Source organism: Jiangella alba (genome assembly GCF_900106035.1).
GTDB classification, from domain to species: domain Bacteria; phylum Actinomycetota; class Actinomycetes; order Jiangellales; family Jiangellaceae; genus Jiangella; species Jiangella alba.
The window spans coordinates 2,797,088-2,823,922 of sequence record NZ_FNUC01000003.1; the positions used below are offsets into that span (position 1 = coordinate 2,797,088).

Below are 26,835 nucleotides of genomic sequence, written 5' to 3' on the forward strand. Positions count from 1 at the left end.
CGGCGGACCAGGTTCCCCGCCAGGGCCGATGCGGCGGCGGGGCCCGGGGTCAGGCGGGCAGCGACCCGGCCTCGAGAAGGGACTGGACGCGCGCGGCCGCCAGCACGTCGGCCGCCTGCACCAGGGGCGCCGGGCCGCCCCCGCACCGCTTGTCGCGCGGGGCGCAGGGCAACCAGTGCGAGCCGCTTTGCAATGAGCACCCATACGCACCATCGGCCGAGCGGTGCGTAGAGGTGCTCATAGCAAAGGGCGGCGGACCAGGTTCCCTGCCAGGGCCGATGCGGCGGCGGGGCCCGGGGTCAGGCGGGCAGCGAGCCGGCCTCGAGGAGAGACTGGACGCGCGCGGCCGCCAGCACGTCGGCCGCCTGCACCAGGGGCGCCGGGCCCCCCGCGGCCGCGGCGAGGAAGGCGCGGTCCTGGGCGACGACGGCCGCGAACTGCTCGGTCGCGACGTTGCCGCCGTCGTACACGACGGCGCCGTTCTCCCGCAGCACGGCGCCGTCGACCTGGAAGGTGCGCTCCGGCGTGATCACCAGGACGTCGCTGACCGGCTCGCGGCTGTGGTACGAGACCGCGACCGACGCCAGCCGGCCGTCCTCGGTGGCCAGCGCGGCGGCGACGTCCATCGGCGAGCCGCTGCCCGGCCACGGCGGCGCGGCGGTCCCGGCGACGGTGACCGGGGCCGGCGGGCGCAGGTGCCACAGCGCGGCGTCGATGATGTGCCCGCCGTGGTGCCAGAGCGCGCTGTCGGTCCAGTCGCGCAGCTTCCCGGTCCAGCCGACGTCGCTCTGCCGCAGCATCAGCTGGCGCACCACCACCAGCGTCGGCAGCGTGCCGGTCTCGTCCAGCCGGTCGGCGAGGCACCGGTGCGGCTCCCAGTAGCGCAGCGTGTACCCGACGGCGGCGACCCGGCCGGTGCGCGACGCGGCGTCCGCCACGGCGGCCGACTCGTCCAGCGACAACCCCGTCGGGATCTCGCACAGCACGTGCCGCCCCGCCTCCAGCACCGCCACCGACTGCTCGGCGTGCAGGTGGCTGGGGGTGGCGACGATCACGGCCTCGACGTCGTCGTCGGCCAGCAGGTCCTCCAGCGAGCCGTACGTGCGCGGCACGCCGTGCGCCGACGCGAACGCGGCCAGCTCGTCCGGCTTCGGCCCGGCGGCGGCGACCGGTGTGACGCCGAGGCGGGCCAGCGCCTGCGCGTGCACGTCGCCGATGGCGCCCGGCCCCACGATCGCGACTCCGGCCGGCATCAGCGCGCCCCCTCCGTCAGCGCGGCGGTCAGCCCGAACACCCGCGCGGCGGTGCCGCCGAGCACGTCGGCCGCCTGCGCGCCGGACAGTCCCCAGTGCGTCAGCGCCAGCGCCACCGCGTCGGAGTACTCACCCGGCGCCAGCCCGGCCCGGTTCCAGTCGCCGCTCCACATCGTCCGCTCCGACCCGAACGCCTCGAGGCACCGGTCGAGGTACGGCCGCGCGTCCGGGTACGGGTACGGGCTGCCGGCGTTGGCGAAGAACCCCGACCACATGACGGTGACGTTCGGCAGCGCGGCCAGCGCCAGCAGCCGGTCGAACGCGTCGACGTCCGGCGAGCCGGGCTGGTAGCGGAACCAGCCCAGGTGTTCGAGCCGGACCCGCAGCCGCGGCCGGTCCGCGACCAGCGCGGCGAACTCGTCGGAGACGACGTCGGCGAACGGCCCGGTCACGCTGGCCGCCGCGCCGGCCTCGGCCAGCACGTCGAACACCTCCGCGCCGCTGCCGTCCGGCAGCCCGGACGGCGCCACCCGCAGGCCGGCGAACCCCGCGGCCAGCACCGCGTCGGCGTCGGACGCGCGGTCGACGATCGCGACGGCGGCGAACCGTGCCGGGTCGGATCGCAGGACGTCGAGCAGGTACCGGTTGTCGCTGTTGCCGAGATTCTGGACGAGGACGGCGGCGCCGATGCCCGACTCGGCCATCGCGGTCAGGTACTCGTCGATCAGCGGGTACTTCGGCGGGCCGGTGTGCACGTGCGCGTCGACGACGACGGGGCGGGTCACGGCACCTCCACCGTCGCGCACGCGGCGCGGAAGTCCTCCGCCGTCGACGTGTAGCCGACGTTGCACTCGATGTGCCGGATCGCGACGAAGTTCGCCCAGCCGCCCTCACGCGTCTCCGGCCACTCGAACGTCGACACGCAGTCGCGCAGCACGACGACCCGGTAGTTGCGGTAGAGCGCATCGACGACCGTCGTGCCGAGGCACACCCGGCTGTCGAACCCGACGACGACCAGGTTGCGCACGCCGCGGTTGCGCAGCGCGCTGTCCAGCTCGGTCTCGTGGAATCCGCTGTAGTACTGCTTGCGGATCAGCACGTCGCCGTCGTCCGGCGCGATCACCTTCGAGTGCTCCAGGATCGGCGTCGGCGCCTGCCAGTCGGTCAGCACGTCCACGCCGGTGACCCGCAGCGACATGTTGCGCCACTCGTTGCCCTCGTCGATGCCGGGCGACAGGTAGTTGGTGAGGTAGACGGTGGGCAGCCCGATGGCCCGGGCGGCGTCCTTCACCGGCCGGATCCGGTTGCGCACCATGTCCTTGGTCTCCGGGTCGACCAGGTAGATGCCGTCCAGTCCGTCGGCCGGCTCGTCGTCGAAGCCGGCGCCGTACACGTCGACGATGAGCAGCGCGGTGTCGTCCAGGCCGAGCTCCAGCTCCTCCTCCGCGTGGCCGAGCGGTTCGGCGATGGTCGGCTTGAGCCGGTAGTAGCGACCGGACAGGCGAAGGGCGGTCATGGTCGGTCGTCCTCCTCGACGATGGGGTGGTGCCGGACGGCGTGCCGGTACAGAGCCTGGGTGCCCAGGTCGCCGTCACCGGCCTCGGACAGCCAGCGGTACCGCTCGCGCGCCGAGCGGCCGGCCGCGAGGTCCAGCCCCTGCTCGTCGCCCGCGGCCAGCGCCAGCGTGAGGTCCTTGATCATGTGGTCGACCTTGAAGCCGGGCGCGAGGTCGCCGCCGGCCAGCCGCGGCCACATGAAGGCGAGCAGCGGGCTGGCGCCGAAGCCGCGGCCGACGACCTCGGCGACGATGGCAGGGTCCAGGCCGAGCGCGCCGGACAGCGCCCACGCGTCGGCGATGCCGCCGGCGATCCCGCCGATCAGCAGCTGGTTGACCAGCTTCAGGCTCTGCCCGCTGCCCGGCCCCCCGATCAGCACCGGCGTCCCCAGCAGCTCGAACGCGGGCCGTGCGAGCGCGTACGCCTCCGGTGTGCCGCCGGCCATGATCGTCAGCGTGCCGGCGGCCGCGCCCGGCGGGCCGCCGGACACCGGGGCGTCCAGGGCGGCCACGCCACGCTCGGCGGCGGCCGCGGCGAGCCGCCGGGCCAGCTCCGGCGGGCTGGTGGACATGTCCGCGACGACGGCGGGCGGCGTGCCCGCGGCCAGCAGCCCCGACGGGCCCAGGACGGCGTCCTCGACGCTGGCCGGGTCCGGCAGGAACGTGATGGCCAGGTCCGCGCCGTCGCCGGCGGCGGCCGCGGAGTCCGCCCAGGCGGCGCCGGCGGCGAGCACGGACTCCGCGCTCTCCTTGCGCCGCGAGTGGACGGTCACCTCGTGGCCGGCCTCGGCCAGCCGGTGCGCCACGGGCCGGCCCATCAGGCCGATCCCGACGACTGCGATCCTCACGCGACCTCCTCCGACACCGCTGACGGGACGTCCGCCACCGGTTCCTCCGTGTCCGTCGCGAAGTGGCACGCAACCGCCGACCCGCCCGTCGCCGCCCGCAGCGCGGGCCGCTCGGTCAGGCACCGGTCCGGCCGGCCCAGCCGCTGGAACAGCGGGCAGTGCGACGCGTAGTGGCAGCCGACGGCCGTCGCGGGCGCGGCGTCGGCACCGGACTCGCCCGCACCCGGCTCCCCCAGGCCCGGCGCCGCGCCGGGCGCCTCCGCCTGGCTCACCTCGGCGCTGTCGCGCTCGCCCAGGCCGGGCACCGCCGCGATCAGCCGCCGCGAGTACGGGTGCAGCGGGTGCTCCAGCAGCCGCTCCCGCGGCGCCACCTCGACCAGCCGGCCCTGGTAGAGCACCGCGATGCGCTCGCACAGGAAGTACACCGCGCGCAGGTCGTGGCTGATGAACAGCAGCGACAGCCCCAGCTCGCGGCGCAGCCGGGCGAACAGGTTGAGCACCTGCGCCTGCACCGACACGTCCAGCGCGGAGACCGGCTCGTCGGCGACGATCAGCCGCGGGCCGAGGCTCAGCGCGCGGGCGATGCCGATGCGCTGGCGCTGCCCGCCGCTGAACTGGTGCGGGTAGCGGTCCAGCATCGACGCGCGCAGGCCGACGCGCTCCATCAGCTCGCCGAGGGCGGCGTCGCGGCCGTCCGGCGCCGGCAGCCGGTGGATCTCGTACGGGTCGGACAGGATGTCGCGGATCCTGCGCCGCGGGTTGAACGCGTGCTGGGTGTTCTGGAAGATCATCTGGACGGTGCGGCGGTAGGCCAGCAGGTCCCGCCCGCCCAGCCCGCCCACGTCGCTGCCGTCGACCAGCACCCGGCCGGACGTCGGCGTGATCAGCTTCGCGACCACCCGGCCCAGCGTGGTCTTGCCGGACCCGCTCTCGCCGACCAGCGCCAGCGACTCGCCCGCGTCGATGGTGAGCGACACGTCGTCGACGGCGAGGTGGCCGCGGCGGCCCGGCAGCAGCGCACGGCGGGCGCCGAACTCGTGCGACACCCGGTCGATGGACAGCAGCGGCTCGGTCATCGGCGCGCCCCTTCCACGGGACTGTGACCCAAAGGACTGTCATCCAGAGGGAAGTGGCACGCGGCATGGACGGTGAGCCCGTCGGCGCTGCCCGGCCAGGTCGACGTGCACGCGTCCGGCTCGCCCAGTTCGGTGAACCGGCGGCAGCGGGCCTGGAAGCGGCAGCCGCCGGGCCAGGCCGCCGGGTCGGGCGGCATGCCGGACACCGTCTCCAGCTGCTCCGGAGGGACCCCGCCCAGCGGCGGCACACTGCCGAGCAGGGCGGCGGTGTACGGGTGCCGCGGGGACGTGAGCACCTCGTCGGCGCCGCCCTGCTCGACGACCTGGCCGGCGTACATGACGACGACGCGGTCGCAGATCTCCCGGACCGTGCTGATGTCGTGCGTGACGAACACGATCGCGGTGCCCAGCTCGTCGCGCAGTTGCACCAGCAGCCGCAGGATCTCGGCCTGGATCGACACGTCCAGCGCGGTGGTCGGCTCGTCCGCCAGCAGGAGCTGCGGTTCGTTCTGCAGCCCCAGCGCGATCGCCGAGCGCTGCTGCATGCCGCCGCTGAGCTCGTGCGGGTACGCCGCCAGCGCCTGCTCCGGGCGGGCCAGCCGGGCCCGGCGCAGCGCGTCCAGCGCCCGGCCGCGGCGCTGCTGGGCGTTGAGCTCGGGATGGTGGGTGCGCAGGCTGAGCCGCAGCTGCTTGCCGACCCGTGCGACGGGGTTCAGCGCGGCGCCGGCGTCGGACGGGATCAGCGCCACCTGGCGCCCGCGCAGCGACCGCAGCACCGACGGGTCGGCGCCGCGCAGGTCCTTGCCGCCGAACGTGATCGAGCCGTTCACGACCCGGCCCCCCGACGGCAGCAGGCCGAGCAGCGCGAGCAGCGTCAGGCTCTTGCCGCAGCCCGACTCGCCCACGATGCCGACGATCTCCCGCTCGCCGACCTCGAACCCGACGCCGTCGACCGGCCGGGACGTCGCCGGCCCGTGGCCGAACTCGACCGCGAGGTCGCGCACGCTGAGCAACGGCTGGCCGGTCATGTGCTGGCTCCCTGCGGGTCGAGCCGGTCGCGCAGCACGTCGGCCATGATGTTGATGCCGAGGACGACCAGCAGGATCGGGACGCCGGCGATGACGCCGATCCACGGATGGCTGAGGACGAACCCGCGCGACTGCGCCAGCAGCGAGCCCCAGGACGGGTCCGGCGGCTGCACCCCCAGCCCGAGGAAGCCGAGCCCGGCCTCGTCGAGCACGGCGAAGCCGAGCAGCACCGTCGTCTGGACGATGAGCAGCGGCAGCAGCGCCGGGACGATCTCCTTGCGGATGATCCGCCACCGCCCGGCGCCGATCACCCGGGCCGCGTCGGTGTAGGCGAGGTCGCGGACGCCGACGACGGCGCTGCGCACCAGCCGGGCGTAGAACGGCCAGAACGCCAGCCCGAGCGCCAGCAGCGTCGTGCTGAACGACGGCCCGAACAGGCCGACGATGCCGATGGCGACCAGCAGCGTCGGGATGGCGAAGAACAGGTCGACCACCCGCATGACGGCGAGGTCGACCCAGCCGCCGAGGTACCCGGTGAGCAGGCCCAGCGGGACCGCGATGGCCGACGCGAGCGCGACGGCGCCGAGCGCGATCAGCATGGTCATCCGGCCGCCGACGGCCATGCGGGTGAACAGGTCGCGGCCGAGGTCGTCGGTGCCGAGCCAGTGCTGCGCCGACGGCCCGGCCAGCCGCGCGTCGAGGTCGGTGGCGTTCGGGTCGTACCCGGAGATCAGCGGCCCGACCAGCATGAACAGCGCCAGGACGCCGAGCAGCCCGCCGCCGACGAACAGCTTCCAGCTCCGCTTCACGCGGGGGCCGTCGGTGGTCGCGGCCACCACCGCCACGGCGCTCATGTGAGCCTCACTCTCGGGTCCATCAGGCCCTGCAGGACCTCGGCGATGACGTTGACCACGATGAAGATCACGCCGTAGATCAGCATCAGCGCCTGGATCATCGGGTAGTCGCGCTCGCTGACGCCGGACGCGACCAGCCGGCCCATGCCGGGCCAGTTGAACAGCTCCTCGACGATGATCGAGCCGGCCAGCAGGAACCCGACGGTCAGCGCGACCGCGACGATCAGCGACGGTATGGAGATGCGCAGCACCACCGTGCGCGCCACCGTCCGTTCCGGCAGGCCCTGCGCCCGGGCGTACGCGACGCTCGGCTCGCCGCCGGTCTCGACGACGGCGGTGCGGGTCAGCCGGGCCAGGTACGGCGCGATCGCCAGCCCCAGCGTCAGCGCCGGCAGCACCAGCAGCCGCAGGTTCTGCGCCGGATCGACGTCGAACGGCACGTAGCCCTGACTGGGCAGCCAGCCCAGCTGCAGCGCGAGCAGCAGCATGAGCAGCGTGCCCAGCCAGAAGCCGGGCGTGGCCAGCCCGACCAGCGTGGCGCCGGTGATGACGTTGTCGGCCCGGCTGCCGCGCCGGAACCCGGCGTAGAGGCCGGCCGGGATGGCGATCAGCAGGCCGACCAGCAGCCCGCCGAGCGCCAGCTCCAGCGTCGCCGGGATGCGGTCGATCAGGATGTCGGACACCGGCATCCGGGATCGGTACGACAGCCCGAAGTCGCCGGTCACCACGTTGCCCAGCCAGCTCGTGTACTGCTGATACCAGGGTTCGTTCAGGCCGAGCTGGTCGCGCAGCCGCGCGACCAGCTCCGGATCACTGTTGACCCCCAGCATCGCGGTCACCGGGTCGCCCGGGATGACCCGGACGTAGGCGAAGGCCAGGATGCTCAGCCCGAACAGCAGCGGGACCGCGAGCAAGAGCCGACGCGCGATGTACTGGACCACCTGCACCTCCCCCTAGCTGGTCAGCGCCGACATCACTCGGTGAGCGTGGCGTCGACCAGCGTGTACGAATCGGCGTCGACGCCGGGCTTGTAGTTCTGCACCCGCTGCGTCATGCCGACCTGCGGCCACTGGTATCCCACCACGAGCATCGGCAGCTCATCGGCCTGCCACTGCTCCAGCTCCTTGATGATCTCGATGGACGTGGCCTCGTCGACCTGCTGCGCCTCGGTGACCTTGGCGTCGATCTCCGGGTCGTTCAGGTGCGTGGTGAGCGCGGTCAGCGAGCCGCCGGAGGCGAACCAGTTCGTGTAGAGGTCCATCGAGTCGGCCGCGCCGGCGCCGCCGTGGTACATCGTGAACAGGCCGTTGCCGACGTCGCCCCAGTAGGCGGCCGGGTCGTACTTGCGCGGCGTCACCTCGATGCCGACCTCCTGCAGGTTCTGCTGCAGGATCTGCACGTGGCACTCGGCCGCGGGCCAGTTGCCCTCGTACGGGACCTCGAACGCCAGCGGGGTGCCGTCGTCGACGCCGTCGACGCCGTCCGCCACCCGGGTGCCGCCGCCGTCGGGCTCGACCCAGCCGGCCTCGTCCAGCAGGCTCGCGGCCTCGTCGAGCGCGTCCTCGCGGCTGTCCGCCTTGTACGTGTCGATCTCCTCGTACGCCGCGTCCCAGGGCCGCAGGATGTTGCCGTAGGTGAGTCCGCCGGTGCCGAACCAGCAGGCCTCCTGCTTGCCCTCGCGGTCGACGGCCCAGGCCACGGCCTGGCGCACCTGCTTGTCGTCGAACGGGGCCTTGGTGCGGTCCCAGCCCCAGAACAGCGGGGACAGCTGGTCGGACTGGATGACCTGGATGGTGCCCTCGGACTTCAGCCGCTCGGCGTCGGAGTAGGCGACGCTGGCGACGTCGGCCGAGCCGGACTCCAGCGCGGCGGCGTTGGCCGTCGGGTCGTTGTTGAACGAGACCTGGATGGTCGCGATGCCCGGCGGGCGGAAGTAGTGCTCGTTGGCCGTGAACGTCATCTGGCTCTTGGGCGTGTACTCCGACAGCGTCCAGGGACCGGAGGTGACGGTCGGCATGGTGAAGTAGTCCGGGTCGGCGCTGACCGCCGCCTCGGACAGGATCGCCGCGTTGGCCGGCCGTCCGACCAGCGCGGGGAACGTGCTCATGGGTCCCGCGAGGGTGAACCGCACGGTCGTGTCGTCGACGGCCTCGACGGAGGTCAGCGTGCCCAGCTGGCCGGACAGCGCCTCGCCCTCCTTCGCCCGCTCGAACGAGAACACCACGTCGGACGCCGTGATCGGCGAGCCGTCGCTGAACGCGATCCCGTCGCGCAGGGTGAACGTGTACACGGTGCCGTCGTCGGAGATCTCCCACGACTCGGCGAGGGCGCCGACGATCTCGCCGTCGCCGTCTCGTTCGGTGAGGGTCTCGTAGATCATCGCCATGGGGACGCGGGAGGCGTCGGCGAACGCGGTGGCCGGGTCGAAGCCCTGAGTGGGCTCCACCCCGAGCATCCGCAGCGGGCCGGCCGACTGGCCGTTGCCGCTGCTGCCGCCGCCCGCCGCCGGCTCGCTGCTCGAGCCGCCTCCGCAGCCGGCCAGCACGACCGCGGTGACGAGCCCCGCAGCCAGGATTCGGAACTGACGCTTCGACATCACGCACTCCTTCAGGTGGTCGATCCGCCGGAGGGGATGGACGGGACCCTAGGTTCCCCGTCAAAGTGTAGTCAAGTCTCTTGACATAGGTCCTATGTAAGGATTGGGTTACGACATGAGCGACGGCTTCTCCCTGTCCGGGGTGTTCCCCGCGAGCCTGACGATGTTCGACGAGGCCGGCCGGCTGGACCAGCCGGCCACGCACCGCCACCTGGCGTCGCTGGTCGACGCGGGTGCGCACGGTCTGGTGGTGGCCGGGACCAGCGGCGAATTCGTCGCCATGGCCCCCGACGAGAAGGTGCGGCTGGTGGCGACGGCGGTCGCCGCGGCGGACGGCCGGGTACCGGTCGTCGCCGGCACCGGGACCGCGTCGACCGCCGAGTCCGTCGAGCTGACCCGGGCGGCGGCCGCCGAGGGCGCCGCCGCGGTGTTGGTGATCCTCCCCTACTACATGCGCCCGCACCGCGAGGAGGTGCTGGCGCACATCCGTGCCGTCGGCGCGGCCAGCCCGGTGCCGGTGCTGCTCTACAACAACCCGGCCAACAGCGGCACCACCGAACTGGACGCCGTCGACGTCGGCATGCTCTACCGCGAGGGCGTCATCCACGGCGTGAAGAGCACCTTCCCCACCGTCCACCAGGTGCCCGAGGTGATCGACGAGACCGGGCCCGACTTCGCCGTGTTCTACGGCGGGTTCATGGCGCCGCTGTCCGGGCTGGCCGAGGGCGCGCACGGGTGGATCAGCGGCGTCTTGAACGTCGCGCTGGCCGAGGCGCTGGCGCTGTACGACGCGGTGCGGGCCGGCGACCTGGCGGCGGCGCGGCGGTGGGCCGCGGCGATCCGCCAGTACCGCTACCTCTACACCCGGCGCCCGCTCGGCCAGGTCGGCGACCTCGCGCTGTACCGGACGATGCTGGAGCTGCGCGGCGAGCACGGCGGGCACTGCCGGCTGCCGCTGCTGCCGCTGACGCCGGAGCAGCGGGCCAGGCTCGAGCGGATCATGACGGAGAACCCTGCGCTGCGCGGTATCGCGGTCAGCGGGGCTCCGCCTCGATGACGAGATCAGGACTCTGGCGGCCTCGCCGCCTCCCGCCGGCGCCCGAGCGCAGACGCGTCCAGCCGGCGCCGTCCGCCCGGAGACTGGTCGGCACCGCGATCGTCGGCGCCGTCATGCTCAACCTCGACATCGCCTCCGTCAGCATCGTGCTGCCGACGTTCCAGGCCGAGTTCGGCACGACCGTCGCCACCGCCGCCTGGACGATGACCGCCTACACGCTCGCGCTCGCCGCCGTCATCCCGTTCACCGGCTGGGCGACGGACCGGTTCGGCGCCCGGCGGCTGTACCTGGTCGCGCTGGCGCTGTTCGGGTCCGGCGCGCTGCTGTGCGGCCTGGCCTGGGACATCGGGGCGCTGATCGGCGCGCGGACGTTGCAGGGGCTCGGCGGCGGGCTGTTGGTGCCGCTCGCCATGACGATCACCACCCATGCCGCCGGGCCGGGCCGGGTCGGCCGCGTCACGGCGGTCCTGTTCGCGACGGCGGCCACCGGGGCGATCGCCGGGCCGATCCTGGCCGGCTGGCTGCTCGGGGTCGCGTCCTGGCACTGGGTCTTCCTCGCCGAGCTGCCGCTCGTCGCCGTCGCGTTCGCGGCGGCGTACCGGGTGCTGCCGCGTGACCGCCCCCAGCGCCCGGCCGGCTTCGACTTCACCGGGATGGCACTGCTCTCCCCCGGCCTGGCGGCGCTGCTGTTCGCGGTGTCGTCCGCGCCGGGGCAGCGCTCGCTCGCCACGGCCGCGGTGCTGGCCCCGGCCGTGGCCGGCGTGCTGCTGGTGGTGGCGTTCGTCCGGCACGCGCTGCGTACCGACCATCCGCTGATCGACCTGCGGATGTTCCGCAACCGGGAGCTGACCGTCGCAGCCGTGACCCTGGCGATGTTCTTCGTGGCGTTCACCGGCACCGGGCTGCTGCTGCCCGGCTACTTCGTCATGGTCCGCGGCGAGAGCGCGCTGGCCGCGGGGCTGCTGATGGCGCCGCAGAGCGTCGCCGGCATCGTCACCATGATCGTGTGCGGCCGCTACGCCGACCGCGTGGGCCCGCGGCGGCTGGTGATCGGCGGCATGACGCTGGTCGTGCTGGGCATGACCACGCTCGCCCAGGTGCGGGCCGACACCTCGTACGCGCTGCTGGCGGGGTCGCTGGCCGTCGTCGGGCTGGGCCTGGGGATGACGACGCTGCCGCTGACGGCCGCGGCGCTGGCCAGCCTGCGCCACGCCGAGGTGGCCCGCGGTTCCACCCTCATCACCATCGTCCAGCAGACCGGCGCGGCCGTCGCGACCGCCGTCATGTCGGTGCTGCTGACCAGCCGGCTGCTGGACGTGTCCGCCGCCGACCGGCCGGCGATGGCGCGGGCGTTCGCCTCGACCTACGCGGTGGCCGTCGCCCTGGTGGTGCTGTCGATCGTCCCGGCCCTGTTCCTGCCCCGCACCCGCAGGTCAGTGCTGAGCCCGCCGGGCGGCGCAGCGCGCGCAGCCGGGACCGTCGCAGACGCCGGCCAGGGGGTCACGCCGGAACACGTCCGCCGCGGCCGCAAGTGCCTGGGCCGCCGGGTACGCCCGCCACCGGCTCGCGCCGACGGCGCCGGTGCGCTCCAGCTGGGCGAGCGCCGGCGCCAGCCGCTCGAACCCGCGCGAGCAGCCGCCGTGCCGCGTCGTCACGACACCGTCCACGCCGGCCACCCTGGCCCAGCGGACCACCGGTGTCAGGCCGACGGCCTCCTCGGCGGCGTGCAGCAGCGTCATCGCGTCCAGGCCGACCCCGGCCAGCAGCACGACGCCGTCGCGCGCGGCCAGCTCGCGCAGCGGCGCGAACACGTCCTCACCGCTCTGCCCGCCCACCAGCGCGCCGGCCAGCGGCCCGACGGCGGCGAACGACGACAGCGCGTTCGCGCCGCGGGCCCGGCCCGGCCGCGCGAGCACGGCCCGCGAGATGGCGCCCATGCTCCGGTCGACGGCGTTCCCCGCCGGGTCGTACCCGCTGGCGGGCGACGTGGCCGGGATCATGCCGTCGTCCTCGCCGTTGTACGGGATCGGGACGTGCCCGGCCGGCGGCGGCGCGGCGAACTGCGGACTCTGGGCGGGCACGAGCACCGTGCCGCCGTCCGCCAGCAGGCCGTCGACGACGGCGTCCGCTCCCCCGCTCACCCGGCCGAACGACGACAGCGACGAGTGCAGGCCGACCGGCCGCCCCGCCAGCCCCAGCCGCCCCGCCGCGGCCTGCACGTCGGCCGCCGTCACCGCTGCGATCATCACGTCACCTCGAACCCAGGTTCTATGTCGGAGGGCACATGTTAGTGGGGTACGTCAGCGACGAGAACGACGTCGCCATCGCCGACGTCGCCGTCGAGCTGACCGGGACCGACGGCGTGCCGGTGAGCTGCCGGTCCAGCGCGAGCGGCCGCATCGACGCCGACGTGGCGCCCGGCCGGTACGACGTCGTGCTGGCCCGCGACGGCTACGGCCCGAAGCGCACGACGGCCGTCGCCGGGGCCGAGCCGGTGCGGTTCCGGCTGCTCGGCGAGCGCACCTACGGGTTCGTCTGGCCGAAGGAGGCGACGTCCGGGAGCACGGCCGAGCTCCGGGTGTCCTGCCCGCGGCCGTACCGGCTGTCGCTCTGGCGCTACGGTTCCGCGCGCGAGCAGGTCGCGCCGCTGGGCATGGGCGAGCACGAGCCGGGCGCCACGGCGATCCCGCTGCCCGACGGCGACGTCGCCGGGTCCGGCGTGGACTGGTCGCCGGGCGAGTTCCCCGGCCAGCGGGTGGTCGCGCCGGAGCGCGGCGGCCTGTACTTCGTGCACGTCGACGACGACCGCGGCGGGTTCCACGGACTGCCGTGGATCGTCTCGCCGTCCGCACCGGCGGCGCCGGTAGCGGTGCTGGCGAGCGACCTGACCTGGACGGCGTACAACTCGTTCGGCGGGCGCAGCAACTACCTCAACCCGGCCGGGCTGCCGCCCGCGCCGGCGGTGTCGCGGCGCCAGGACCTCGCGTTCTACGCCCATCCGGAGCGCGGCGAATGGGAGGACGAGCACTACCCGCCGCTGTCGCTGCGCCGCCCCGACCCGGACCAGTCCATCCCGTTCGCCGAGGACGTGGACGGCCCGACGACCACCCGGCCCGGCGCCCACCTGGCCGCGGCCGACTGGCGGCTGCTGGCCTGGCTGGAGCGGCAGGGCTACGGCTACGACCTGTACGCGGAGTCGCGGCTGGACCGCGGCGAGCTGCCACTGGACGCCTACCGGGTGCTGGTGCTCGGCTGCCACCCCGAGTACTGGACGTACGGCATGTTCCGGCAGGTCCGCGACTGGGTGCACGCGGGCGGCCGGCTGCTGCACCTCGGCGGCAACGGGCTCAACTGCGAGGTCGAGCTGCTCGACGACGACCGGATGGTCGTGCACAACGGCGACACCCGGCGACTCGGCCCCGGCGACGGCCCGGACTGGAGCCGGTTCACGCACCGGCGCGAGCCCGAGGCCGCGCTGCTCGGCGTCGGCTACGACCAGCGCGGCCTGCTGACGGCGGCGCCGTACGAGGTGGTCGAGCCGTCGCACTGGGCGTTCGCCGGGACCGGCGTCACGGCCGGGTCCCGGTTCGGCGAACGGTCGCTGAACGGGCGGATCCTCGGCGGCGCGTCCGGCCACGAGACCGACAAGCTCTCGCCGCACTCGCCGTCCGGCACGACGCTGCTGGCCCGCGGCCTGAACGCCGACGGCGGCGGCGCGCACCTGGTGCACGTGCCGGCGCTCGGCCGCGGCGAGGTGGTGTCCACCGGCTCGATCGCGTACGTCATGGCGCTGCTGGCCGACGACGTCGTCTCGACGCTGACGCGCAACGTGCTGGACCGCTTCCTGGCGGACCGATGAGCCTGCGCGACCGGGCGATCGACGGCCTGCGGGCCGACGCGCGGGTGTGGGCGGGGCGGCCGGTCGACGCCGACTGGATCGCGCCGGTGACCGACGACCCGATGTACGAGAACCTGTACGACCGGTTCTGGGCGGTCATGTCCGACGCCGCCGTCCTCGAGCACCTCGCGCTGACGGCGCGTCTGGACGGCTCGGTGTGGGCGACGGACGCGGCCGCGACCCGGCTGGTCGGCACGGCCCGGCGGTGGCGGCGGGAGGCCGAGCTCACCCCGGACTACGGGACCGCCTACGCGACGACGCGCGTCGTCAAGGCGCTGGCCACCGGGTACGACCTGCTGCGCGACACGCTGCCGGGCCCGGCCGCCGACGAGGTCGCAGCGGTGCTGGCGGACTGCCTGCGGCCGCTGGCGGCGGACTGGTTCGGGCGGCCGCCGGTCCGCGGCCCGGTCGGCACCGGCGCCGACCGGCACTCGCCGCACCACTCCAGCGTCGAGTGGTCCGCGTTCGGGATCGGCGCGCTGGCGCTGCTGGACCGCGTCCCCGAGGCGGCCGGCTGGGTGGCCGACGCCGAACGGCAGTTCCGCGACCACCTGCTGCCCGGCGCGCTGGCGCCGGACGGCGGCGCGCCGGAGGGCATGGAGTTCTGGGCGTCGACGGTGCTCAGCCAGGTGCAGTTCCTCGACCGGCTGCGCGACGTCACCGGACGCGACCTGCTGACGGCGCACGCCCGCACGCTGGACCCGACGCCCGGGCTGGCGATCTACCTGCCGACGCGGCCGGCGACGGCGGACGGACACCCGCACTACGGGCCGAGCACCGGCATGTGCGCGGTGCTGTCGGCGCTGGCCCGGGAGCGCTCGGACCCGCGGCTGGCCGCCGTCGCCGCCCGCGAGGCCGCGCCGGGGCGGCTGGAGGTCTGGCCGGCCCGGACGCCGCGCCGCGGCGAGCAGCTGCGGATGGCCTGGAGCGGGTACGCGTCGCTCTGGCACCCCGGTGACACCGCCGGCGCGCCCGAACCGGCCCCGCTGAGCTGGCACTCCCCCGCGCTCGGCGAGGCGCACGTGCGCACCGGCTGGGACCCGGACGCCGTCGCCGTCACCGTCCGCCGCGGCAAGGTCACCGTCTGGGCCGGCGGCGAGTGCGCGTTCGCCGACCTCACGCCGGAGACCGTCGTCGACGTCGAGGAGTCGCGGCGCACCGGCTCCGGCGTCTACCGCACCGAGCCGGCCGGCCTGGAGCCGGCGGCGCTGCGGGTGGCCGAGATCGGCTACGCGGCGGTCGTCACCGGCACGGACGAGACCGGCCGGCCACTGCTGCGGCTCACCCTGGACCGGCGCCGCCGCGCCGTCACCGTCGTCCGGCTCGACGGCGTGCCGCGGCGCTGGTGGTGGGGCACCCCGGCCACGCCCGCCGTCACCCTTGGCACCGTCACCGGCGTGACACCCGGCGGCTACCGCCCGGACCTGCGGGCCGGCTACGGCCTGCTGGACGTCGTCGAGACCGACCCGCGCGCCTACCCCGTCGCGGCCGTGCGGCCGGACGCGGGCCGGATCGAGGTGGCGCTGCGACTGGGCAAGAACCGGCCTGGCGCATCCGGCCGGGACCGGCAGGATCGGACCGACGACGCCCGGCGACTGGAGGACCCCGCATGAAGATCACCTCGGTGACGGCCATCCCGATCCGCGCGCAGCGGATCACCCCGATGGTGGCGACGCAGGGCGCCATCGACGTGTCGGAGTTCGGCGTCGTGCGCGTCGAGACCGACGAGGGGCTGACCGGCTGGGGCGAGATCGCGATGTCGTGGGGCCGCGTCGGCCGCGGCCTGTGCCAGGACGTCGAGCTGATCCTCGGTCCCGCGGTCATCGGCCTGGACCCGCGCGACCTGCCGCGCTGCGCCGCCGCCATGCAGGCGCGGCTGCCGCTGCCGATGGACGGCGGGCACGCGGCCCGGGCCGGCGTCGAGATGGCGCTGCTGGACGTGGCCGGCAAGGCGTTCGAGCTGCCCGCCTACCAGCTGCTCGGCGGCCGCGCCCGCGACGCCGTCCCGGTGGCCTGGCCGATCCCGTGGGGCTCCGTCGAGGCCACCGTCGCCGCCGCCGAGGAGGCGGTCGCCGCCGGCTTCCCCGCCGTCAAGCTCAAGATCGGCCGGCCCGGCCGCACCGACGACACCGTGGTCGCGGCCGTGCGGGCGGCCGTCGGCGACGAGATCGCGATCAAGGTCGACGCGAACATGGCCTACACCAGCGCCACCCAGGCGCTGGTCGCGCTGCGGCCGCTGGAGCGGCACGGGCTGCAGCTGATCGAGCAGCCGCTGCCGCCGCGCGACCTCGACGAGCTGGCCCGGCTGCGGGACCGGCTGGAGACGCCGCTGCTGCTGGACGAGTCCTGCTGGGAGCTGCGCGACATCGGCGAGATCGTCCGCCGCGGCGCCGCTGACGTGCTCAACGTGTACGTGACGGAGATGGGCGGGCCACTGCAGGCGGTGAAGGCGTTCGCCGCCGCCGAGGCCGCCGGGCTGACCGGCCTGCTGGGCAGCCAGTGCGAGCTGGGCCTCGCGACCGCCGCCTGCGCACACGTCGGCGTCGCCGTCGCGAACCTGGCCTACGAGTCCGACGTGGTCGGGCCGCTGCGCTACGTCCGCGACATCGTGGCCGAGCCGCCGGTCATCGCCGGTGGCGTGCTGGTGCCGCCGGACCGCCCGGGCCTCGGGGTCGAGATCGACCCCGAGGCCGTCGAGGCGATGCGCTGTTGACGCGGTCAGTCCTTGTAGCGGACGAACAGCAGCGGGTGGAACGCCGGGTCACCGCTGGTCTGGCCGGCCATCAGCATGCCGACGGTCGGCCGCCGGCTGTCGAACCCGGGCGGCACCCGGCTGCCCTGCCGGGCGCTGAGCAGGTTCGGCCAGTACGCGCCGGCGACGCCGGGGATCGTGTGCCGCTCGATGGACCAGTCGACGCCGTCGGTGCTGGTGGCGACCACGAGCGCGGCGCCCTCACTGGAGAACACGCTGATCTTCCCGTCCGGGCCGACGAGGATCTGCGAGTGGTTGTCCAGCCCGCCGACCGCGACCGGGTCGCCGTCCAGGCCACGCTGGTAGTAGAGCGTGCCGACGCCGCCGTCGCGCCGGTAGAAGACGGTGTGGATGTCGCCGTCCGGCCCGACGGTGAGGTCGGACGCGTCGACCCAGTTGCCGTCGCCGTCCGGCGCCGGGTTCGACGTCAGCACCTCCTGGTGGGCGAACGTGCGGCCGCCGTCGTCGGACGAGAACAGCAGCGCCGCGTCCAGGTAGGCGGAGTTCGGCGTGCCGAGCACGTACTGGCTGAAGCTCAGCGACACCTCCCCCGGCGCCGTTCCCGGCTGCACCCGCGGGTACAGCCAGGCGCGGCCGGCCGGCGGGCTGCCGACCTCGCTGGTGTGCACGTCCTCGCCGGTGACGGTGTCGAACACGTTGATCCACAGGTCCCAGCCGTCGACGGCGTACGCCGAGTACAGGAACCGGCCGGTCGGGTCGACCGCCATGCCCTGGTAGTACCGCTCGCTGCCGGCGGCCCGGACGGTGTGGTCGGTGAAGTCGGCGAAGTCGATCGAGCCGTCGGGGTCGCGGTCGGTGAACTCCACCCGCACCGGGTACACGGCGGCGAGGTCGCCGCCCGGCGCCGGCTCGACCCCCGGGTAGCACTCGGCGCCGGTGTAGCAGGCCACCTGCAGGTGCAGGTCGCCCTCGCCGTCGACGAGCAGGCCGACCGGCTGGTAGACGTGCCCCGGCAGCCGCAGGACGGGCGTCCAGAGGGTGCCGTTGCGCGACCGCCACACCTGCGCCGACCACGGGTACTGCGCGCCGTCGCCGTCCAGCGTCGCGGCGTAGTAGAAGTGGCCGTCGTAGACGACCTTCGGGATCTGCGCGCCCCACGTCGGCACGACGTTCGTCACGGCCAGGTCGTCGGAGACGACGGACGCGCGGACGACGGCGGGCGGATCGGGATCGGCGGCCGCGACTCCGCCGGCCGCGGCTCCGCCGGCCCCGGCGAGGACGGCGGCCACCGTGGCGGCGGCGAGCAGGCGGGAACGGTGCTTGGGCATGGCGGCTCCCTGGTGTCGTTGGTGCCCCCGACGCTAGGGATCCGTCGCCGTCCCGGCAGGACGCCTGCTTGCCCTCCCGACCCCCGATCTTGCCCGGCCGGCCCGGCCCGTCGCGGGTGCGGAGATGCGATCGGGGGTGGTGACACCAGCGCCAACCGTTGGCACCAGCGTCCCCACCCCCGCACACAGGTGCCGTACTCAGCCGCGCAGCCCGCCGAGCTCCCCGTCGCGGAGGACCCCCGGCCAGGCCCGACCGGACGTGGTGACACCAGCGCCAACCGTTGGCACCAGCGTCACCACCCCCGCACACAGGTGCCGCGCCCAGCCGCGCAGCCCGCCGAGCTACCCGTCGCGGAGGACCCCCGGCCGGACCCGACCGGACGCGGTGACACCAGCGCCAACCGTTGGCACCAGCGTCACCACCCCCACACACAGGCGCCGCACCCAGCCACGCAACCCGACCAGCGCCCCGCCACACACCACCCCCGGCCAGGCCCGACCGGGCGCGGTGACACCAGCGCAAACCGTTGGCACCAGCGTCACCACCCCCACACACAGGCGCCGCACCCAGCCACGCAACCCGACCAGCGCCCCGCCACACACCACCCCCGGCCAGGCCCGACCGGGCGCGGTGACACCAGCGCCAACCGTTGGCACCAGCGTCACCACCCCCACACACAGGTGCCGCACTCAGCGGCGAAGGTCGTCGAACTCCCCGTCGCGGAGGATGTCGGCGACGACCTCGAGGGTGCGGTCGACGTCGTCGTCGGTGTGGGCGGCGGAGAGGAACCACAGGCCGCGCGGCACGATGTTGACGCCGCGACGCAGCAGCGCGGCGTGCAGGCGGGCCATGCCGGCGCGGTCGGTGGCGGCGAAGTCGCGGTAGTCGCGCACGGCGTCGGCGCTGGTCAGGTAGGTCTGGAAGACCGGACCGGGTCCGTCGACGAGCATCGGGACCCCCGCGTCGGCGGCGGCGGAGCGGATGCCGTCCATCAGCCGCCCGCCCAGCGTGCGCAGCCGCGGGTACAGCTCGTCGCCGTCGCGCTGCAGCCGGCCGAGTGTCGCGACGGTGGCGGCCATGCCGATCGGGTTGCTGTTGAAGGTGCCGGCGTGCCCGACGGTGCCGGCCGTGATCTGGTCCATCACCTCGGCGCGCCCGGCGATCGCGGCCACCGGCAGCCCGCCGGCGATCGCCTTGCCGTAGACCGCGAGGTCGGGCACCACGCCGAACCACTCCTGCGCTCCACCGCGGGCCAGCCGGAACCCGGTGATGACCTCGTCGAACACCAGCAGCGCCCCGGCGGCGGAGGTCTGCTCGCGCACCGCCTCGAGGAAGCCCGGCACCGGCGCGATGCAGCCGGTGTTGCACAGCAGCGGCTCCATGACGACCGCCGCGATCTCGTCGCGGTGCGCGGCCAGCAGCGCGGTGAACGCGTCGAGGTCGTTCCAGGGCGCCAGCACGAGGTCGGCGGCGGCGCTGGCCTGCTGGCCGCCGCTCGCGGCGACGGCCACCGGCGCCTCCCGCGGGCCGGCCGCCTCGACCGGCGGGTGCAGGCTCCACAGCGCGGCGTCGAGCCAGCCGTGGTAGTGCCCCTCGAACTTGAGGATCTTCTGCCGGCCGGTGAGGCCGCGGGCCAGCCGCCACGCGCCGATGACCGCCTCGGAGCCGACGGTGTTGAACCGCACCAGGTCGGCGCCCGGCACCATCGCCTGCACCAGCTCGGCCGCCTCGATCTCCAGCGGGTGCTGGCCGGCGTACGCCTGGCCGCGGGCCACCTGCCGGGTGACGGCCTCGACCACCTCGGGCGCGCTGTGGCCCAGGATCATCGGGCCCTGGCCGAGCACGTAGTCGACGTAGTCGTTGCCGTCGACGTCGGTCAGGTGCGCGCCGGCGGCGTGGTCGACGTAGACCGGCTCGGGCAGGCCACGCCGGGCGTCGCTGGACACGCCGGCGGGCAGCACGCGGCTCGCGCGGGCGGCCAGCTCGGCGCCGCGCCGCAGTGGCGTGCGGGTACCTGCGGCGACGGTGGGGTTCGTCATCGATCCTCCTCGTTCTGCGGTCGTCCGACCGTAGAGTCCCTCGTCACAGGCGTGTCAACCGCACGCCGCCGGCACGGCGCAACAGGACAACTACGGGCCCCGGACGACACGAACCGCGCTTGCTGGCGCCGTCGTGCGGCCCCTAGCGTGACGGCTCCGCCGCACAACCAACGGGGAGGACGACCCATCGTGGACCAGCTCGGCATGGGCATCGTGGGGACGGGCATCATGGCCCGCCAGCACGCCGCCGTGCTCGCCGCCTACCATCGCAGCCGCGTGGCCGGATGGAGCAGCCGCGACCCCTCGGCCGTCACCGGCCTGGACGAGTTCGGCCCGGCGCCGGTGCACGGCGACCTGGCCGAGCTGCTCGCCGACGACGCCGTCGGCGCCGTCCTCGTCGCCACTCCCGACCACGCGCACGCCGCGGCCGCGCTCGCCGCCATCGAGGCCGGCAAGTCGGTGCTGATCGAGAAGCCGCTGGCCACCACCGCCGACGACGCCCGCCGCATCCGCGACGCGGCGCGATCGGCCGGGGTCACCGCGATGACGCTCTACAACCACCGCTGGGTGCCGGCCTACTGGCAGGCGCACGAGCGGGCGGCCGGCGGCGCCCTGGGCGCGCCGGTGCTGGCCTACGCCCGGAAGAACGACACGATCTACGTGCCGACGCAGATGCTGGACTGGGCCGACCAGACCTCGCCGTCGCTGTTCCTGTCCGGGCACGACCTCGACCTCATCCTGTGGTGCTTCGACGACCACGTGGTCGAGGTCTACGCGACCGCGGTGCACGGCGTGCTCCGCGACCGCGGCATCGAGACCCCCGACGCCGTCCAGGCCCAGCTGCGGCTGGCCGGCGGCGCCGTCGTCACCGTCGAGGCCTGCTGGATCTACCCCGACACGTTCCCCACCATGACCGACTCGTTCCTCGAGCTGATCTTCAGCGACGCGGTGATCCACCTGGACCGCAAGCACGAGCAGATCGAGATCGCCACCCACGAGTCGTTCGCCTATCCTCGCAACCAGCTCGCGGGCCGGGTCGGCGGCAAGCCGTCCGGCTCGATCGCCGGCGCCGTCGAACACTTCGTCGACGCCGTGCTGGACGGCACCCCGCCGATCGTGTCGATCGACAGCTCGGTGCACGTCACCGAGGTCCTCGCCGCCATCGACCGGTCCTGGCGTTCCGGCCGGCCGGTCGACCTCACCGTGGAGTCCAACTCATGAAGACACGTTCGCTCCTCCGCGCCACCGCCGTGGCGACCGCCGTCATGCTGAGCCTGACGGCCTGCATCACCGGCTCCGACGACGGCGACGAGCCGGAGACCGAGAGCACCGGCGGCGGTGAGGCCAGCGGCGACGCCGCGGCCGAGATCACCGGCCCGCTCGAGGTCGTCAGCTTCTACCCCGAGGGCTCGCCCGACTTCGAACGGCTCAGCGGCCTGGCCGAGGAGTTCGAGACGCGGCACCCCGGCGTCGACGTCACCCTCACCTTCGGCGGCGGCCAGGACGTGCCGCAGATCGAGGCCCGCTGGCGCGCCGGCGACCCGCCGGACGTCAACTACGGCTTCCTCGACGCGTCCGCGCCCGACGGCGGCCCGTGGGTGTCGGCCGGCCAGGTGCTGCCGCTGGCCGACGCCATGCAGCAGCCGCTGGAGGGCTACGACGGCAGCTGGGAGGAGGCGATCCTGCCCGGCGTGCTGCCGCTGCTCAGCGTCGACGACACCATCTACAGCGCGCCCGAGTCGGTGACCACGCTGCAGTTCTTCTACAACGCCGCGCTCTTCGCCGAGCACGGCATCGAGCCGCCGCAGACCTTCGAGGACCTCGTCGCCGCGGCCGACACGCTGAAGGCGGCCGGCGTCGCGCCGTTCACCGTCACCGGCACGTTCCTGCCATACCTGCAGATGTACTGGGACTACCTGGCGCTGCGCCACATCGGGCTGGAGGGCCTGCAGCAGGCCATCGCCGGCGAGGTGGAGCTGGCGTCGCTGCCCGGCGCCGCCGAGGCCGCCGCCGACCTGGAGCGGCTGACGTCGAGCGGGTACTTCCTCGACGGCTTCCGCGGCGTCGACTTCACCTCGGCGCAGATGTCGTTCTTCCAGGGCGACGCGGCGATGATCCTCATGGGCTCGTGGCTGATCGGCGAGATGGCCGCCGCCATCCCCGAGGGCTTCGAGGTCGGCACGTTCGCGTTCCCGACGGTCGACGGCGGCAGCGGCGACCAGGACGGCCTGTTCGGCGGCACCAACGGGCAGATCGTCGCGAAGGACGGCGAGAACCCCGACGCCGCCGTGGCGTGGCTGCAGTTCGTCGCAGAGCCGGAGAACCAGACCGCGTACGTCGAGAACACCGGCGGCATCTCCGCCTACACCGGCATCGCCGCGCCGGAGGGCTTCGAGGACGTCACCGCCATGCTGGAGGAGGGCGCCGCGTTCGCCCCGTCGTACATGGGCATCCTGGCGCAGAGCCAGGAGGTCCAGAACGCCTACCAGCAACCGATCGCGCAGCTGTTCTTCGGCGAGATCGACGGCGCCACCATGCTCAGCCAGATGTCCGACGGCCTGCAGTCGGCCGCGGGCTGACCGCCGCCCGTACCCCGCGGAGAGGAGAAACGGTGCCACGCAGCCGGCCCAACCTGCTCGAGCGACAACGCCGCCGACTCGTGGTGCCGTTCCTCCTGCCCGCTCTGGTGCTGTACGCGCTGTTCATGCTCTACCCGGCGTTCACGACGTTCTACGTCGCGCTGACCGAGTGGGACGGCGTGAACGCACCGGAGTGGGCCGGCGCGGCCAACTTCACCCGGCTCACCGAGGACTCGCTGTTCAGCAGCACGATCACGCACACGATCGTGTTCACCGTGCTCGGCGCGCTGGTGCTGTTCCCCGGCGCGATGTTCTTCGGGTACGTGACGCAGCGGATGCGGCTGGGCCGGGTGTACCGGTTCCTCATCCTGGCGCCGGTCGCGCTGTCCGTCACCACCGCCGCGCTGCTGTGGAAGTTCCTGGTCGACCCGAACTTCGGCGCGGTGCAGAGCGTGCTGCGCGCGATCGGGCTGGACTCGCTCGCGTCGGTGGAACTGCTCGGCCGCCCGTCGACGGCGATGCTCATGGTGGTGCTGGCGACGGTCTGGCACGGCATCGGGCTGTGGATGATGTTCTTCGCGGCCGCCGCCGAGCGGGTCCCGGCCGAGCTCAAGGAGGCCGCGACGCTCGACGGCGCCAGCTCGTTCCAGGTGTTCCGGCACGTCGTCTGGCCGCTGATGTGGGAGGTCACCCGGACGCTGCTGATCCTCTGGATGATCCAGGGCCTGCAGACGTTCGCGTTCATCATCGCGATGACGAACGGCGGCCCGCTGCGCGCCACCGAGGTGATCGGCACCTACCTCTACAAGGTCGCGTTCGCGTCGTCCGAGTTCGGCTACGCCGCGGCCATCGCCGTCGTGCTGTTCGCGGCGATCCTCGTCCTCACGCTGCTCTCCCAGCGGCTCACCCGGCGCGAAAGCGAGCAGTACTGATGACGACCCCGACCGCTACCCCGCCGGCCGCCGTCACCACCGCTCCCCCGCCGGCGCCGTCGTCGCCGCGGCGCCGGCCACCGGTCCGGCCGGGCCGGCTGCTCAGCCACCTCGCGCTGGTGTCGTACTGCCTGACCTCGGTCAGCGCGTTCGTCTGGTGCGTCATGGTGTCGCTGAAGACGAACCCGGAGTTCTTCTCCAGCAGCCCGTGGTCGCTGCCGCAGGACCCGCAGTTCGGCAACTACGCCGAGGCGTGGAACGGCGCGCAGATCAGCCGGTTCTTCCTCAACAGCCTCTACGTGACGGTCACCAGCGTCGGGGTGAGCCTGCTGTTCGCGGTGATGGCGGCGTACGTGCTGGCCAGGGTCGACTTCCCGGGCCGGTCGGTGGTGCGGCTGATCTTCCTCAGCGGCCTGATGATGCCGGCCTTCCTGGTGATCGTGCCGCTGTACTTCCTGCTCCGGAACCTCGGGCTGCTCGGCTCACTGCACGGGCTGGTGCTGGTGTACATCGCCACCCAGATCCCGTTCAGCATCTACCTGCTGAGCAGCTTCTTCCAGTCGCTGCCGAAGGAACTGGAGGAGGCCGCGTGCATGGACGGCGCCTCGCCGACCCGCACGTTCTTCTCCGTCGTGCTGCCGCAGGTGTCGCCGGCGGTCGCCAGCGTGGCGCTGCTGAACACGCTGACGATCTGGAACGAGTTCTTCTTCGCCCTGGTGTTCCTCACCGACCCGCAGCAGCAGACGATCCCCGTCGGCCTGCTCGGCCTGTCGGTGAACGCGCAGTACAGCGCGAACTGGGTGCAGCTGTTCGCGGGCCTCGTGATCACCATGATCCCGATGCTCGTGCTCTTCGCCTTCGCGCAGGAACGCATCGCGCGGGGCGTCAGTGTCGGCGCGTTGAAGGGCTGAGATGACCGACGTACGGCTGAACGTCAGCGAGGAGATCGGCGTCGCCCGGTCCGGCGAGGTGGTGGTGTGCGGCGTGCCGTTCACCGCCGCAGGGCTGGTGTCGGTGCTGGTGGACGGCGCCGTGGTGCCGTCCCAGGAGCTGTGGCGGCGGGCCGGGTGGGTGGGGCTGGCGTTCCCGGTGTCCGTCGGCGCGCAGGCGTCGGCGGAGGTGGTCGTGCGGCCGGCGGGTGAAGCTGGTCCCCCGCCGGCCGTGACGCTCGCGGCCGGGGTGTCCGGGCTGTCGCTGACGACGGGCGTGGTCACGGCGGAGCTCGGGCTGGCCCCGTTCACCGTCGCCGTGCCCGCCCTGGGCGTGCCCGCGGCCTCGGTCGTCCTGGTCGACGGTGACGGCGTCCGGCACGCCGCAGTGGTGCCGGTCGGCGGCGTCACCGTCACGCAGGCCGGTCCGCTGCTCGCGGAGGTCGAGCTGACCGGGCGGTACGGGTCGTCGTGGGGCTTCCGGGCCCGGCTGACGGCGCGAGCCGGCGCCGCCGCGGTGGACCTCTGCGTCGGGCTGGTCAACGACGACGACGCGGCCGAGAGCGAGGTCGCCGCGTGGGCCGTCGAGCTGGACACCGGGCCGGTCGCGACCGCCGTCACCGGCGTCTTCGGGGCCGCCCACCGCGGCGCCCCGCCGTACGCCGTCCAGCACCGCGGCGAGGGCCACCCGCGCGGCATCTTCGCGACGTCGCAGGTGGTGGGCGGGTCGGACTGGCGCGACGCCAGCGACCCGGACTACTGGACCCGCTGGGAGTGGGCCGAGCTGCACGGCCGTCAGGCGGTGAACTGGCTGGTCGCGCAGCGTCCGTCCGGCGACGACGTCACCGTCGCCGTGCACCGGTTCGCCGAGAACCACCCGAGTGACCTCGCGGTGTCACCGTCCGGCGTCACCGTCCGGTTCTGGCCGCCCGACGCGGGCGCGCTGCGGCTCACGCAGGGCGCGGCGAAGACCCGGCAGCTGCGGCTGACCGGCGGCGACGACCGCCGGGCCGGGCCGGTGCTGGACTCGCCGCTGGTGCCGTCGCTCGCCGGCCCGGCCGTGCCGGGCTACCTGCCGTACCTGCCGGAGCGCTACCCGAACCTGGAGTCGCACATCCGCGAGGAGCTGTCCGGCTGGTACCAGTCCGGGCAGTCGCTGGGCTTCCACGACTTCGGCGACAGCGTGCAGGGCATCACGACCGGCCCGCGCACCGGCTACAGCGCCAACAACGAGCACGACGCGCTGCTGGCGCTGGCGCTGCACCACCTGCGCTCCGGCGAGCGGGCGTACTACGACTCCGCCCAGGCCTACGCCGACCACCTGTGCGACGTCGACCTCATCCACCACAGCGCCCACCCGCACGAGATCGGCGGGCTGCGCGCGCACGGGCGGGCGCACGTGCACTACGTCTCGGCGCGGACGCCCGAGGGGCCGGTGCGCACGTCGATCGACACCGGGCACCTGTGGACCGAAGGCCTGGTGCTGTTCGGGCTGCTGTCCGGCGAGACCCGGTACCTCGACGCCGCGCGGCAGGTGGCCGACTGCATCGTCGGGCTCGTCGACCTCGGCTGGACCCGGCCGGAGCCGGGGCCGCGCAACAGCGGCTGGCCGCTGATGGCGCTGACCGCGGTGGCCGGCGCGACGGGGTCGCCGGTCTACGTCGACGCCGCGGAGCGGACGGCGAAGGCGGCGGTGGCCGCGCAGCACCCGGACGGACGCTGGCTGATGCGCCTCGGCCTCGCCGACGACTACTGCGCCTGGCAGAACGCCGTCCTGCTGATCGGGCTGGCCCGGCTGCAGGCGCTGTCACCGTCTCCCGAGATCGGCGCGGCGTTCGAGGCCGGGGCGCGGGCGCTGCTGACGCTCGGGCGCAACCGCGACGGCAGCTTCGTCTACCTGTCCCGGTTCGACTACCGGTGGGCGAACCGGTCGGCGCTGATCCGCGAGGCGCTGGCGCTGGCCTTCGACGCCACCGGCGACGACGCGTACCTGCGGGCCGGGCTGGCCGGCGGGTCGCGCTGGTACCGGCCGCGGGGCGCCGCTGCGGCGTTGAGCAACGACGTCGCCGAGTGGCGCGGGCACCTGCCGTTCCTGCTGCGGGCGCACGAGGCCGGCCTGCTCACCGACCTGCCGGACGCCGGATGAGCG

The 26,835-nt window shown here is 74.1% G+C and carries 21 protein-coding genes and 1 pseudogene; 10 read left to right on the forward strand and 12 right to left on the reverse strand.

What is annotated here, in order from left to right; translation table 11 throughout:
- Positions 1-299 precede the first annotated feature (299 nt).
- Genes BLV02_RS15305 through BLV02_RS15345 form a run of 9 tightly spaced genes read right to left on the reverse strand, consistent with a single transcriptional unit; the run spans position 300 to position 9,210 of the window.
- Positions 300-1,253, reverse strand: a complete 954-nt coding sequence (locus BLV02_RS15305; protein ID WP_069111827.1) for a Gfo/Idh/MocA family protein — start codon at positions 1,251-1,253, stop codon at positions 300-302.
- A complete protein-coding gene (locus BLV02_RS15310; RefSeq protein ID WP_069111826.1) occupies positions 1,253-2,038 on the reverse strand; it encodes an amidohydrolase family protein in 786 nt (261 codons plus the stop codon). The genes BLV02_RS15305 and BLV02_RS15310 overlap by 1 nt, the downstream gene beginning before the upstream one ends.
- Positions 2,035-2,769, reverse strand: coding sequence for a cysteine hydrolase family protein (locus tag BLV02_RS15315; RefSeq protein WP_069111825.1), 735 nt, complete (start codon positions 2,767-2,769; stop codon positions 2,035-2,037). Before BLV02_RS15315 ends, BLV02_RS15310 begins: the two co-directional genes overlap by 4 nt.
- Positions 2,766-3,656 carry an NAD(P)-dependent oxidoreductase gene (locus tag BLV02_RS15320; protein ID WP_083288702.1) on the reverse strand — a complete coding sequence of 297 codons (891 nt, stop codon included), beginning with the start codon at positions 3,654-3,656 and terminating at the stop codon, positions 2,766-2,768. The genes BLV02_RS15315 and BLV02_RS15320 overlap by 4 nt, the downstream gene beginning before the upstream one ends.
- Positions 3,653-4,732, reverse strand: coding sequence for an oligopeptide/dipeptide ABC transporter ATP-binding protein (locus BLV02_RS15325; protein ID WP_069111824.1), 1,080 nt, complete (start codon positions 4,730-4,732; stop codon positions 3,653-3,655). Before BLV02_RS15325 ends, BLV02_RS15320 begins: the two co-directional genes overlap by 4 nt.
- A complete protein-coding gene (locus tag BLV02_RS15330) occupies positions 4,729-5,760 on the reverse strand; it encodes an ABC transporter ATP-binding protein (RefSeq protein ID WP_069111823.1) in 1,032 nt (343 codons plus the stop codon). Before BLV02_RS15330 ends, BLV02_RS15325 begins: the two co-directional genes overlap by 4 nt.
- A complete protein-coding gene (locus BLV02_RS15335) occupies positions 5,757-6,614 on the reverse strand; it encodes an ABC transporter permease (protein ID WP_069111822.1) in 858 nt (285 codons plus the stop codon). The genes BLV02_RS15330 and BLV02_RS15335 overlap by 4 nt, the downstream gene beginning before the upstream one ends.
- Positions 6,611-7,555 carry an ABC transporter permease gene (locus BLV02_RS15340; RefSeq protein WP_074946477.1) on the reverse strand — a complete coding sequence of 315 codons (945 nt, stop codon included), beginning with the start codon at positions 7,553-7,555 and terminating at the stop codon, positions 6,611-6,613. The genes BLV02_RS15335 and BLV02_RS15340 overlap by 4 nt, the downstream gene beginning before the upstream one ends.
- 32 nt (positions 7,556-7,587) lie before the next feature.
- Positions 7,588-9,210: an ABC transporter substrate-binding protein gene (locus BLV02_RS15345; RefSeq protein WP_069111820.1), complete on the reverse strand. Its 1,623-nt coding sequence runs from the start codon at positions 9,208-9,210 to the stop codon at positions 7,588-7,590.
- A 115-nt stretch (positions 9,211-9,325) separates the two neighbouring features.
- Here BLV02_RS15345 and BLV02_RS15350 point away from each other — a divergent pair, with 115 nt between their 5' ends.
- Together BLV02_RS15350 and BLV02_RS38560 are read left to right on the forward strand one after the other, a co-directional pair.
- Positions 9,326-10,267 (forward strand): dihydrodipicolinate synthase family protein, encoded by a 942-nt coding sequence (locus BLV02_RS15350; protein ID WP_069111819.1) that lies wholly within the window; start codon positions 9,326-9,328, stop codon positions 10,265-10,267.
- Positions 10,264-11,562: pseudogene (locus tag BLV02_RS38560) on the forward strand (DHA2 family efflux MFS transporter permease subunit); the annotation flags it as partial. The gene BLV02_RS15350 and the pseudogene BLV02_RS38560, both read left to right, overlap by 4 nt.
- 138 nt (positions 11,563-11,700) lie before the next feature.
- On the opposite strand, the gene BLV02_RS38565 reads toward BLV02_RS38560, so the two are convergent.
- The gene (locus BLV02_RS38565; RefSeq protein ID WP_083288731.1) at positions 11,701-12,513 is read right to left on the reverse strand and encodes an AAC(3) family N-acetyltransferase; all 813 of its coding nucleotides are present in this window, start codon (positions 12,511-12,513) and stop codon (positions 11,701-11,703) included.
- A gap of 38 nt (positions 12,514-12,551) precedes the next feature.
- Here BLV02_RS38565 and BLV02_RS15360 point away from each other — a divergent pair, with 38 nt between their 5' ends.
- From BLV02_RS15360 to BLV02_RS15370, 3 genes are read left to right on the forward strand one after another with little or no spacing between them, the layout of a single operon-like run.
- Entirely contained in the window at positions 12,552-14,126 is a 1,575-nt protein-coding gene (locus BLV02_RS15360) for a carboxypeptidase-like regulatory domain-containing protein (protein ID WP_069111817.1), read from the forward strand.
- Positions 14,123-15,778 carry a hypothetical protein gene (locus BLV02_RS15365; protein ID WP_069111816.1) on the forward strand — a complete coding sequence of 552 codons (1,656 nt, stop codon included), beginning with the start codon at positions 14,123-14,125 and terminating at the stop codon, positions 15,776-15,778. Before BLV02_RS15360 ends, BLV02_RS15365 begins: the two co-directional genes overlap by 4 nt.
- Positions 15,775-16,878 carry a mandelate racemase/muconate lactonizing enzyme family protein gene (locus BLV02_RS15370; RefSeq protein WP_069111815.1) on the forward strand — a complete coding sequence of 368 codons (1,104 nt, stop codon included), beginning with the start codon at positions 15,775-15,777 and terminating at the stop codon, positions 16,876-16,878. Before BLV02_RS15365 ends, BLV02_RS15370 begins: the two co-directional genes overlap by 4 nt.
- A 5-nt stretch (positions 16,879-16,883) precedes the next feature.
- Here the strand turns inward: BLV02_RS15370 and BLV02_RS15375 are convergent, their stop codons facing one another.
- On the reverse strand, positions 16,884-18,206 hold the full coding sequence (locus BLV02_RS15375; RefSeq protein WP_069111814.1) for a hypothetical protein: 1,323 nt from the start codon (positions 18,204-18,206) through the stop codon (positions 16,884-16,886).
- 690 nt (positions 18,207-18,896) lie between these two features.
- Entirely contained in the window at positions 18,897-20,246 is a 1,350-nt protein-coding gene (locus BLV02_RS15380) for an aspartate aminotransferase family protein (RefSeq protein WP_069111813.1), read from the reverse strand.
- A gap of 189 nt (positions 20,247-20,435) precedes the next feature.
- Between BLV02_RS15380 and BLV02_RS15385 the strand changes: the two genes are divergently transcribed.
- From BLV02_RS15385 to BLV02_RS15405, 5 genes are read left to right on the forward strand one after another with little or no spacing between them, the layout of a single operon-like run.
- Positions 20,436-21,467: a Gfo/Idh/MocA family protein gene (locus BLV02_RS15385; RefSeq protein ID WP_083288701.1), complete on the forward strand. Its 1,032-nt coding sequence runs from the start codon at positions 20,436-20,438 to the stop codon at positions 21,465-21,467.
- On the forward strand, positions 21,464-22,825 hold the full coding sequence (locus tag BLV02_RS15390; protein ID WP_069111812.1) for an ABC transporter substrate-binding protein: 1,362 nt from the start codon (positions 21,464-21,466) through the stop codon (positions 22,823-22,825). Before BLV02_RS15385 ends, BLV02_RS15390 begins: the two co-directional genes overlap by 4 nt.
- A gap of 32 nt (positions 22,826-22,857) precedes the next feature.
- Positions 22,858-23,757 carry a carbohydrate ABC transporter permease gene (locus tag BLV02_RS15395; RefSeq protein ID WP_141711605.1) on the forward strand — a complete coding sequence of 300 codons (900 nt, stop codon included), beginning with the start codon at positions 22,858-22,860 and terminating at the stop codon, positions 23,755-23,757.
- Positions 23,757-24,668, forward strand: coding sequence for a carbohydrate ABC transporter permease (locus tag BLV02_RS15400; protein ID WP_069111810.1), 912 nt, complete (start codon positions 23,757-23,759; stop codon positions 24,666-24,668). The genes BLV02_RS15395 and BLV02_RS15400 overlap by 1 nt, the downstream gene beginning before the upstream one ends.
- Before the next feature lies 1 nt (position 24,669).
- A complete protein-coding gene (locus BLV02_RS15405; protein WP_069111809.1) occupies positions 24,670-26,832 on the forward strand; it encodes a hypothetical protein in 2,163 nt (720 codons plus the stop codon).
- Positions 26,833-26,835 lie beyond the last annotated feature (3 nt).

Bases quoted from the DNA above. Each gene is read 5' to 3' on its own strand.
- BLV02_RS15360 (WP_069111817.1), top strand. From the start codon at position 12,552: ATGTTAGTGGGGTACGTCAGCGACGAGAACGACGTCGCCATCGCCGAC.
- BLV02_RS15330 (WP_069111823.1), bottom strand. From the start codon at position 5,760: ATGACCGGCCAGCCGTTGCTCAGCGTGCGCGACCTCGCGGTCGAGTTC.
- BLV02_RS15390 (WP_069111812.1), top strand. From the start codon at position 21,464: ATGAAGACACGTTCGCTCCTCCGCGCCACCGCCGTGGCGACCGCCGTC.
- BLV02_RS15370 (WP_069111815.1), top strand. From the start codon at position 15,775: ATGAAGATCACCTCGGTGACGGCCATCCCGATCCGCGCGCAGCGGATC.
- BLV02_RS15375 (WP_069111814.1), bottom strand. From the start codon at position 18,206: ATGCCCAAGCACCGTTCCCGCCTGCTCGCCGCCGCCACGGTGGCCGCC.
- BLV02_RS15405 (WP_069111809.1), top strand. From the start codon at position 24,670: ATGACCGACGTACGGCTGAACGTCAGCGAGGAGATCGGCGTCGCCCGG.
- BLV02_RS15400 (WP_069111810.1), top strand. From the start codon at position 23,757: ATGACGACCCCGACCGCTACCCCGCCGGCCGCCGTCACCACCGCTCCC.
- BLV02_RS38565 (WP_083288731.1), bottom strand. From the start codon at position 12,513: ATGATCGCAGCGGTGACGGCGGCCGACGTGCAGGCCGCGGCGGGGCGG.
- BLV02_RS15325 (WP_069111824.1), bottom strand. From the start codon at position 4,732: ATGACCGAGCCGCTGCTGTCCATCGACCGGGTGTCGCACGAGTTCGGC.
- BLV02_RS15315 (WP_069111825.1), bottom strand. From the start codon at position 2,769: ATGACCGCCCTTCGCCTGTCCGGTCGCTACTACCGGCTCAAGCCGACC.
- BLV02_RS15380 (WP_069111813.1), bottom strand. From the start codon at position 20,246: ATGACGAACCCCACCGTCGCCGCAGGTACCCGCACGCCACTGCGGCGC.
- BLV02_RS15365 (WP_069111816.1), top strand. From the start codon at position 14,123: ATGAGCCTGCGCGACCGGGCGATCGACGGCCTGCGGGCCGACGCGCGG.
- BLV02_RS15345 (WP_069111820.1), bottom strand. From the start codon at position 9,210: ATGTCGAAGCGTCAGTTCCGAATCCTGGCTGCGGGGCTCGTCACCGCG.
- BLV02_RS15305 (WP_069111827.1), bottom strand. From the start codon at position 1,253: ATGCCGGCCGGAGTCGCGATCGTGGGGCCGGGCGCCATCGGCGACGTG.
- BLV02_RS15335 (WP_069111822.1), bottom strand. From the start codon at position 6,614: ATGAGCGCCGTGGCGGTGGTGGCCGCGACCACCGACGGCCCCCGCGTG.
- BLV02_RS15350 (WP_069111819.1), top strand. From the start codon at position 9,326: ATGAGCGACGGCTTCTCCCTGTCCGGGGTGTTCCCCGCGAGCCTGACG.